1 protein-coding gene is annotated in these 1,626 nt (G+C 71.2%); it reads right to left on the bottom strand.

What is annotated here, in order from left to right:
• Positions 1-109: 109 nt before the first annotated feature.
• On the bottom strand, positions 110-1,324 hold the full coding sequence (locus ACT6Y9_RS10875; protein WP_443744543.1) for a hypothetical protein: 1,215 nt from the start codon (positions 1,322-1,324) through the stop codon (positions 110-112).
• Positions 1,325-1,626: the final 302 nt, after the last annotated feature.

The following is a 1,626-nucleotide window of genomic DNA, read 5'->3' as shown; positions in this document are numbered from 1 at the left end:
TCAGTCAACGCCGCCGCGGCCCGGACGACTGGCGTCCGGAGCGCGGCGGCGGGAGAAAGGGTTGCGGGAGGGCGACTGAAGACGGGAGCGGGCGCTCCCGAAAGCGTCTTCAGTGCGAGAAGAGGAGCTGCGCGCGCGGCGACCCGGGCGGGACGCCCTTTTCGGTCATCAGGCGCGCGTGTTCGGCGACCGTCTCGGCGATCAACATCGCGCCGCCGGCATCGATCGGACGGCGCGAGCAGTCGCTCCAGAGGCCGTCGAGGCGCGCGGCCAGGTCGTTCGCGAGCGCAAAGAACCGCTTCAGGTCTCCGCGGGAGAGGCTCCCCAAGGGCAGGTCGTAGGCGAGGACGAGCGTCTGCGTGCCGTCCGTGCCGAAGGAGAGCGTGAAGACCGGATCGCGTTCGGCCGGGTCGAGCTTCATCTCCCAGCGGCCGCTCGCCGCGGTGAAGCCCGCGGCCTTGGCGGCGTGGTCCACGACGTCGAAGTCGAAGGAGGTCTCCGGGTCGGTGGGCGTGATGAGCACCTCGATCCTGCGGTCGAAGTAGTCGATGAAGTGCTTGAGGCCCTCGGAGCGCTGCACGGCCTGCACGGGCTCGAGTTCGCGGCGGATGGGCACGCCGTTCTGCGCGGCCGACTGCTCGAGCACCTGGAAGAAGCGCGAGGCGGAGACTTCGTCGAGATGCGCGGCGCGGTTGGCAAGCGCCAGGGCCGCGACCACGTGGCGCGCGGGGCCGGTGAGTTCGTCGGACTCGTAGTAGAGCCCGTCCTTGGAGGACTGCGCGAAGACGTGCACGGCGAGCGCGAGTCCCAGCCCTTCGAGCTCGAGCTTGAGGCTCTTCACGCCGCCCAGGGCGAACTGCATCCCCTCGACGGGCGCGATGTCGAGGAGCCACTCGAGCGCCGGATCCACGGGCGGCGTCTCGCGCGCGGCCGCGGCCTTCGGGCTCTCCTCCTCCTCGTCTTCGGGCTCCTCCTCCTTTTCGGCGGCTTCGGCGGCCTTCCTCTCGGCCTCCTCGCGCTCGAGGACGTCGTAGACAGGGGGCTCCGCGGAGGGTTCGCCCGCGGCGGCGGAGGCGGGCTCGCGGTCCACCTCGGCCGCGGCGGCGGCCTGTGCGGCCGCCTTCTCGATGCTCGCCGCGGAGACGAGCCCGGGCTCGACGCGGGCGGCCGACTCGACGAGCGGATCCTCGGTCTTGATCGACCTCAGGCTCCCCATGCCGGGGGCGCTTGCGCGCTTCTCCTCGCGCTTGGAGCGCCAGTAGACGAGGCCGATGAGGACGACCGCAATGACGAGGATCGGAATCAGAATCTCAACCGAAGACATGACGAAGCGCTGAAGGGAGGGTTTCGCGCGGCGCACCGGCCGCAGAAGGACCGCCCGCGGCCGCAGCGCCCGTTCCAAAAATGGGGCGCGGCCGGAAGCGGAAAGAACGACGGGCGCGCGTCCGGCCGTTCAACGACGGGCGCACACCGCATGAATGAATTGTACGCACTGCCGCGCGCGCCGCGTCCCCGGCGCGGCGCCGAGGGCCTCCAGGAGAGCTCGGGCGGACGGGCCGCCCGCCCTGCGCCCTTGACGCACTCCCCGCCCTGAAGGACGGGGATTCTCCACTTGACCAACGCTCA

Source organism: Sutterella sp. (assembly GCF_052272535.1).
Lineage (GTDB): Bacteria > Pseudomonadota > Gammaproteobacteria > Burkholderiales > Burkholderiaceae_F > Sutterella.
This window is presented reverse-complemented; position numbering and strand designations above follow the sequence as displayed.